Origin of the sequence: Microcoleus sp. Aus8_D2 (genome assembly GCF_036702665.1) — a bacterium.
Taxonomy (GTDB): domain Bacteria; phylum Cyanobacteriota; class Cyanobacteriia; order Cyanobacteriales; family Microcoleaceae; genus Microcoleus.
The window spans coordinates 142,386-149,477 of sequence record NZ_JAUBUN010000015.1 but is presented as its reverse complement, the minus strand read 5'-3'; the positions used below and the strand labels follow the sequence as shown (position 1 = coordinate 149,477).

General features: G+C 45.3%; 7 protein-coding genes. 4 read left to right on the top strand and 3 right to left on the bottom strand.

The window, feature by feature from the left end; all coding sequences use genetic code 11:
* The first annotated feature begins 431 nt into the window (after positions 1 to 431).
* The 4 genes from QUB64_RS14635 (at position 432) to QUB64_RS14620 (ending at position 4,023) form a co-directional block, all read left to right on the top strand.
* A complete protein-coding gene (locus QUB64_RS14635; protein WP_333274992.1) occupies positions 432 to 2,060 on the top strand; it encodes a 2-isopropylmalate synthase in 1,629 nt (542 codons plus the stop codon).
* Between the two features lie 142 nt (positions 2,061 to 2,202).
* Positions 2,203 to 3,003, top strand: coding sequence for a class I SAM-dependent methyltransferase (locus QUB64_RS14630; RefSeq protein ID WP_333274987.1), 801 nt, complete (start codon positions 2,203 to 2,205; stop codon positions 3,001 to 3,003).
* Positions 3,004 to 3,229: 226 nt separating this feature from the next.
* Positions 3,230 to 3,547 (top strand): antitoxin family protein, encoded by a 318-nt coding sequence (locus QUB64_RS14625; RefSeq protein WP_333274985.1) that lies wholly within the window; start codon positions 3,230 to 3,232, stop codon positions 3,545 to 3,547.
* Positions 3,541 to 4,023 (top strand): type II toxin-antitoxin system VapC family toxin, encoded by a 483-nt coding sequence (locus QUB64_RS14620; protein WP_333274983.1) that lies wholly within the window; start codon positions 3,541 to 3,543, stop codon positions 4,021 to 4,023. Before QUB64_RS14625 ends, QUB64_RS14620 begins: the two co-directional genes overlap by 7 nt.
* 105 nt (positions 4,024 to 4,128) lie before the next feature.
* On the opposite strand, the gene hisC is transcribed toward QUB64_RS14620, so the two are convergent.
* The 3 genes from hisC to QUB64_RS14605 form a co-directional block, all read right to left on the bottom strand.
* Positions 4,129 to 5,175 carry a histidinol-phosphate transaminase gene (gene hisC, locus QUB64_RS14615; protein ID WP_333274981.1) on the bottom strand — a complete coding sequence of 349 codons (1,047 nt, stop codon included), beginning with the start codon at positions 5,173 to 5,175 and terminating at the stop codon, positions 4,129 to 4,131.
* A 159-nt stretch (positions 5,176 to 5,334) separates the two neighbouring features.
* On the bottom strand, positions 5,335 to 6,048 hold the full coding sequence (locus tag QUB64_RS14610; RefSeq protein WP_333274978.1) for a glycerophosphodiester phosphodiesterase: 714 nt from the start codon (positions 6,046 to 6,048) through the stop codon (positions 5,335 to 5,337).
* 107 nt (positions 6,049 to 6,155) lie between these two features.
* Positions 6,156 to 7,007 carry an alpha/beta fold hydrolase gene (locus tag QUB64_RS14605; protein ID WP_333274975.1) on the bottom strand — a complete coding sequence of 284 codons (852 nt, stop codon included), beginning with the start codon at positions 7,005 to 7,007 and terminating at the stop codon, positions 6,156 to 6,158.
* Between the last annotated feature and the right edge of the window lie 85 nt (positions 7,008 to 7,092).

The following is a 7,092-nucleotide window of genomic DNA, read 5'->3' as shown; positions in this document are numbered from 1 at the left end:
AGCAGTCAGCAGTCAGCAGTCAGCAGTCAGCAGTCAGCAGTCAGCAGTCAGCAGTCAGCAGTCAGCAGTCAGCAGTCCTGGCGTCAGCAGTCAGTAGTCAGCAGTCATTAGTCATTAGTTATGGGTTATGGGTTATGGGTTATGGGTTATGGGTTATGGGTTATGGGTTATGGGTTATGGGTTATGGGTTATGGGCGCGAAACACATGACTGCTGACCCCGCCAAAAAATAGATACTTGCTTTCCGATTCCTGTCGCGAGCAGCCCCAAATTTTAGACCAAAGTTCAAGCTTCCAGATTCATCTGTGGAGTTAATCTAAAATCTAAAATCTAAAATCTAAAATCTAAAATCTAAAATCGATCGACTGACTGGTGGCTCGCGTGCCCAGAAAAACGGACAAGTAAAAATCAGGAGAACACTTTTTTAGACCTATGAAAACTCAACCAAGTCAAGACCGGATTATTATTTTCGATACGACTTTGCGGGACGGAGAACAATCTCCGGGTGCATCTCTGAATGTGGATGAAAAGCTGACTATTGCCCGCCAGTTAGCGAGATTGGGCGTGGATGTGATAGAAGCGGGTTTCCCTTTTACCAGCACGGGAGATTTTGAAGCTGTCCAAAAAATAGCGCGATCGGTTGGTACCGAAGATGGGCCGACAATTTGCGGTTTGGCAAGGGCGAGACAACAAGATATAAAAACAGCAGCCGAAGCTCTGAAACCAGCCGTAAATGCGCGAATTCATACGTTTCTGGCGACATCTGACATTCACTTGGAATATAAGCTGAAAAAGACGCGGGCTGAGGTTCTGGAAATTGTGCCGGAAATGGTGGCTTACGCTAAGTCTTTTGTGGATGATGTGGAGTTTTCGCCGGAAGATGCTTGTCGTTCGGAACCGGAGTTTTTGTATCAGGTTCTGGAACGGGCGATCGCCGCCGGTGCAACTACTGTTAATATTCCCGATACTGTGGGCTACACGACTCCCAGCGAGTATGGGGCTTTGATTCGGGGAATTAAGGAAAATGTGCCGAATATCGATCGCGCAATCATTTCGGTTCACGGCCACAATGATTTAGGATTGGCCGTTGCTAACTTTTTGGAAGCTGTGAAAAATGGCGCCAGACAGTTGGAATGCACGATTAACGGGATTGGGGAACGGGCGGGAAATGCGGCTTTGGAAGAGTTGGTAATGGCGCTTTACGTGCGGCGCCAATATTATAATCCGTTCTTGGGCCGAGCTGCGGATTCTGACGAACCGCTGACGAATATTGACTCGCGCCAAATTTACAAAACTTCTCGCTTGGTTTCCAATTTGACGGGGATGTTGGTGCAGCCAAATAAGGCGATTGTTGGGGCTAATGCTTTCGCCCACGAGTCGGGAATTCATCAAGACGGGGTGCTCAAAAATAAGCGGACATACGAGATTATGGACGCTGAGTCGATCGGCTTAACGGAAAATCAAATCGTACTCGGCAAATTATCCGGTCGCCACGCTTTCCACACTCGCTTGAAAGAGTTGGGTTTTGAAATGGCCGACGATGAGCTAAATAAGGCTTTTGTCAAATTTAAAGATTTAGCCGACAAGAAAAAAGAGATTACCGATTGGGATTTGGAGGCGATCGCCAACAACGAAGTCCACCAAGCACCCGAACTTTTCCGGTTAGAATTGGTACAGGTGTCCTGCGGCGACAAATCTCGCCCGACAGCAACCGTGACGGTGCGGAATCCGGCGGGAGAAGAATTGACCGATGCTGCGATCGGGACAGGGCCTGTAGATGCGATTTACAGGGCTATCAACCGCGTGGTAAACGTACCGAACGAGTTGATCGAATTTTCTGTACAATCGGTGACAGCGGGCATAGATGCGATCGGCGAAGTCACAATCCGCTTGCGCCACGAAGGCAAAGTATTTTCCGGTCACTCAGCAAATACCGACATTATCGTCGCATCCGCAGAAGCATACATCAGCGCCTTAAATCGCCTGTACGTGTCATTGCAGCCTATTCCTGAAAAGCCAACTGAGATCAGAAATGAAGTTGTTGCAGAAGCACAGCGCTGATAAATTAATTGTCAGCCATCTTTCTTAAAACCAACCGCAGACGAACCCAGATCGAAGCAGATGCAATCTCAACTAATCTGCGTTAATCCGCGTTCATCTGCGGTTTAAAATTAATTATTAGACCAAAATAAACCATTTAAAAATGCAAGAAGAAACATTAAAAAAAGAGCGACAATTCCACGATGCTTGGGCATCTACCATCGATGTAGACGGCATTCGAGTCAATGATTACTTTGAAGCTTGCACCGCCCCAGAAAATAGATTTATCCTCAAGCAAATGGGCGATATTAGAGGCAAACGCCTGTTAGATTTAGGCTGCGGCGCCGGAGAAAATAGCGTTTATTTTGCTAAAAAAGGCGCTAATTGTGTGGCAGCAGATTATTCTCAGGGCATGGTAGATGTGGCGCTGAAATTGGCCGAAAAAAACGGTGTCAAAATAGAAGGTTGCACTGTCAATGCAATGGCGCTAGATTTCCCAGACAACAGTTTTGATATTGTTTATGCTTCCAATTTGCTGCACCATTTGCCGGAACCAGAAAAGGCAATTCGCGAAATGCAGCGCGTCCTGAAACCGGGTGGCAAAGCTTGTTTTTGGGACCCGATGAAGCACAATCCGGTGATTAATGTTTACCGCAGGATGGCGACTGAGGTGCGGACTGAGGATGAAACTCCTTTGAATATTAATATTGTGAATTTTGTCAAGTCTTTGTTTTCGGAGACAGCTTACGATACGTTTTGGCTGACGGCGCTGTGGATTTTTTTACGCTTTTATTTGATTGAAAAGGTGCATCCGAATGAGGAGCGTTATTGGAAAAAGATTATTCTTGAACAGGAGAGATTGAAACCGGAATACTCTCGGTTGGAAGGGTTGGATGGATTTTTGAAGAAGCTGCCTTTGATGAAGCGGTTGGCTTGGAATTTGGCTGTGGTAGCAACGAAGTAAGACGATTTTAGATTTTAGAATGGGGAGTGACTGATAACATTAGTGGTAGGGTACGTCAGTTTTGAGGTTATGGAATCAGCACCGAAAGTATCATTCTGATGCACCATTTCCGGTGCGTCATTTTTGAGATTGTTGGTTTGTATCGACAATAATCGTAACTGACGCACCCTACTTCAAGCTCTAAAAGAAGTACAATAAGTCTAAGCATTTAATTAAGAGGCTAATTATGCCAGAAACTATTACTGCTGTCTACGAAAACGGTGTTTTTCGCCCCTTGAGTTCTGTCTCTTTTCAAGATGGGGAAACTGTGCTACTCAAAATAGTACCGGAAGTTCCAGGGGAACAGCTTAAGAACGATCGCGAATTGGCGATTAAGCTGATGGATAAACGCGGACTGATCCGTTGGCCAAATCAGCAGAGTCAAATTGATCCAGCCGAATTAGCGCGACGCGAAAAGAATTGGCGCGAACTGTTTGAAAAACTGAAGGGAAGATCGGGAACATCTGTCTCTGAAATAGTTATCGAGGATCGCGGCCCGTGGTAAATGCTTATTTTCTAGATACCAGCGCTTTGGTTAAACGATATGTGCCAGAAATAGGAAGTAGTTGGATTCAATCAATTGCTGATGTGGCTAGCAATAACGATTTAGCTATTAGTCAGATTACATGGGTGGAGGTACACAGCGCGTTTGCGCGCCGTCAGCGCGAGGGAAGTCTGTCTGCTGGTGAACTCGATTTATTGTTGGAAAAGTTTCGCCATGACTTTGATACTCAATACCGAGTAATCGAAGTTGACCCAGCGTTGATTGAAAGCGCGGGTCAATTGGTTATTCAATACCCGTTACGCGCCTATGATGCTGTACAATTGGCATCGGGTTTGTACGTTCAATCTGTTTTAACACCAATGCCAGAAACTCAACTAATTTTTGTTTCGGCGGACAACAGGTTGCTGAATATTGCTCAGTCTGCCGGTTTGGCGATCGATAATCCTAATAATTATCCGCAATCCAACGGTTTGTAGTGAGGAATGCGAGTCCTTCTTGGATGCGGACTGAAGTCCTCACTACGAACCTTATGGATGCGGACTGAAGTCCTCACTACGAACCTGTATTATTGGGGTGGTTATTTAGAGGATTTCTTTCAAGGTTTTAATTAATATTTGATTTTGTTCTTCTGTACCTATACTAATTCGCAATTTGTCTTCTAATCGCGGCTGATTAAAGTATCTAATCAATATTCCCCGTTCTTTGAGTGTTTGATAAATCCTTTCTGCATCGCCGTTGGGTGGCCTAACTAACAAAAAGTTGGTTTGCGAAGGCCAAACTTCAAAGCCTAATTCCTTGAAACTAACGGCTAGTTTTGCTCTGGAAGCCTTGATTTTTTCGGCGTTGGCTGTTTTGTGGTCTGAATCTGCGATCGCACTCGCCGCCACCGCATAAGCTATAGCATCCACATTGTAGCTGTCTTTGATTTTATTTAATTCAGCCAATAGAGTCGGATTTGCTATGGCAAAACCCAACCTCAATCCTGCTAGCGAATAACCTTTTGAAAGCGTCCTCAATACTATAACATTACTGTAGTTTATTGTCAAGTCCAAAGCATCATTTTCTGCGAAATCTACATAAGCTTCATCGATGACAAGAATGCCCGATAACTCTTGAGCCAGTTTCTCCAAATCTGCAACAGATATAGCTGTTCCCGAGGGACTGTTCGGCGAAGCTACAAATGTCACAGCACCTCGGGCTGCTATTAGCCAATCTACTGGTAACTTGTAGTCGTCTGGATAAGGAACTTCGACAAATTTTGCATCTTGAATTTGTGCCAGCGTGCGGTACAGTACATAGGTAGGTGAGGGACAAACAACGGGTTTCCCAGCTTCGCCCACAGCGCGAACTATCAAGTTTAATAAATCATCGCTGCCGTTACCTACCGCAATCCAATCGTCAGGAACTCCCAAAGCTTTACTAGCGGCGATGCGGAAACTTTTGCCAGTTGGATCTGGATATCTGCGCAGCATTTCTGGGTCTATTTCCTGAAGCACTTTTAAGGCTTTGGGAGAAGGCGGATAGGGATTTTCATTAGAATTTAGTTTGATAATTTTTGTGCCTAGCGGTGGCTGTTCTCCGGGTACGTAGCCGGACATTTCGTGGATGCTTTGGCGAAAGTAGTTCATTGATTTGAGATAGTCGCCTGGTGAGGGCGGGTTTATAGATATTGTGGATGTGAATAAAAAATTGTTGGTGAAACCCGCCCCTACAGGTATTGATATTTATCTGCATTCCGAAGCGTACCCTTCGTCCAGGCGAAGCGCCTACATCTGCGGTTAAAAAAATCATATCAAACAATTAGTGACAATCCGAGTTATACCCAAATCAATTAACTTTTGCATATCTGCGCGATCGTCCACCGTCCACGCCACAATGTCAACTCCCTGACTGCGGGTTTCTGGAATTAGTGCGGGGTTTTCCAGCAAAACGCGATACAGGCTGCTAATCAAGTTATCGCGATGGGCGACAGCTTGAGACAATTGAGTGTTGTACGCTTCTAGATTAGCAACAATGTGCCCGATCGCCAAATCGCCATTTAGCCGCCGCACTTGTCCGAGAAATTTCTCGCTAAACGAGGTAATAAGGCATTTTTCTTTGATTCCTGCACCATGCAAAGTATTGACAAACTCCGCGACTTCTGTCTCCGACCATTCGCAGTGCGGCTTGACATCAAAGTAGAGAAATTTGTCAACATTTTTCAGGATGGCTAAGGCTTCTTTCAAGGTAGGAATTTTTTCATCGGAAAATTCATCGCTAAACCATTTACCCGCATTGAGTGTCTGCAAGTCTGACAGGTTTGTTTCCCTGACTTTACCGCAAACTCCGGTGATTCTATCGAGGGTGGCGTCGTGGAAAACGACGGGCACGCTGTCGGCGGATAACTGGATATCAAATTCGATCGAATCGGCTCCGCGGGCGATCGCCCTGGAAAATGCTGCTAAAGTGTTCTCAGGGGAGCTCGCCGAAAATCCGCGATGTGCGATAATTTCTAAATTCATTCTTGGTAGTAAGGACTTTAGTCCTCGTTTGTAGTAAGGACTTTAGTCCTCGTTTGTAGTAAGGACTTTAGTCCTTTGCGCAAGTTTTAAGAGGACTGAAGTCCTCACTACGAACAGCCATCTAAAAATTCTGCCACAGTTTGATTGAAAGTTTCCGGTTGAGTCAAAAAACACCAGTGATTCCCCGGTACTTTGACAATTGTCAGATTTTGCAAGTATGTTTTGTAGGGCTGCATTTGCCAATCCATGCGATTTACGCCTGTTTCCGGCTGTACGAACAAAGTCGGAATATCAATATTTTCCGTTAAACCGGCAACTTCCATCACTTCGGTAAATATCTGATTTCTGGCGGGAATCGTAAATTTACTTCCCCAACTTCCGTCGGATTTTTGTTCGATGTGGTTTTGGAATATCATTTGCTGCATTTGGCTCCAACCGGCGTATTCTCCCGATTGTTTAGCTGCTGCTTCGGCTTGGGCTAACGTCGCAAACGGGCCCATACATTTGAGACAGTCTAACTTGCGGTAAACAATTGGTAGCGTGAGTTTCATCACGGCGGGCAGCTTGGTGATGAAGATTGGGTCTACTAAGATCGTACTGGAAATGCGATCGCCATTCTGCCGCGCCCAAATCAATGCTAGTTTTCCCGTCCAAGAATGTCCGACAATGTGGGCATCCGGCCAGTTGAGGTGTGCCATCAAAGCTTCCAAATCTGCGATCGCCCTTGCAAAAGTATAACCGGTTTCCGGTTTGCCGCTCTCTCCGTGGCCGCGCATATCTGGCGCTACAATATGATAGCGGTTGGACAAATAATTGCCCAAACCAGTCCAGACAACCGCACTATCTGCTAAACCGTGCAACAGCAGCAAACGCGGAACTTTTTCTGTTCCTGTTTGTGAGTTCCATTCTAGATAAGAAAGTTCGATATCTGGTAATTTAAAACTCTGGCGTGTAAACATATAGAAGAAGTTTAACAACCGATTTTTTTACTAATTTTAGGAATAAACCAAAGGTTTGTAGTGAGGACTTTAGTCCGCATCCATG

Bases quoted from the DNA above. Each gene is read 5' to 3' on its own strand.
- QUB64_RS14635 (WP_333274992.1), top strand. From the start codon at position 432: ATGAAAACTCAACCAAGTCAAGACCGGATTATTATTTTCGATACGACT.
- QUB64_RS14630 (WP_333274987.1), top strand. From the start codon at position 2,203: ATGCAAGAAGAAACATTAAAAAAAGAGCGACAATTCCACGATGCTTGG.
- QUB64_RS14625 (WP_333274985.1), top strand. From the start codon at position 3,230: ATGCCAGAAACTATTACTGCTGTCTACGAAAACGGTGTTTTTCGCCCC.
- hisC (WP_333274981.1), bottom strand. From the start codon at position 5,175: ATGAACTACTTTCGCCAAAGCATCCACGAAATGTCCGGCTACGTACCC.
- QUB64_RS14610 (WP_333274978.1), bottom strand. From the start codon at position 6,048: ATGAATTTAGAAATTATCGCACATCGCGGATTTTCGGCGAGCTCCCCT.
- QUB64_RS14605 (WP_333274975.1), bottom strand. From the start codon at position 7,007: ATGTTTACACGCCAGAGTTTTAAATTACCAGATATCGAACTTTCTTAT.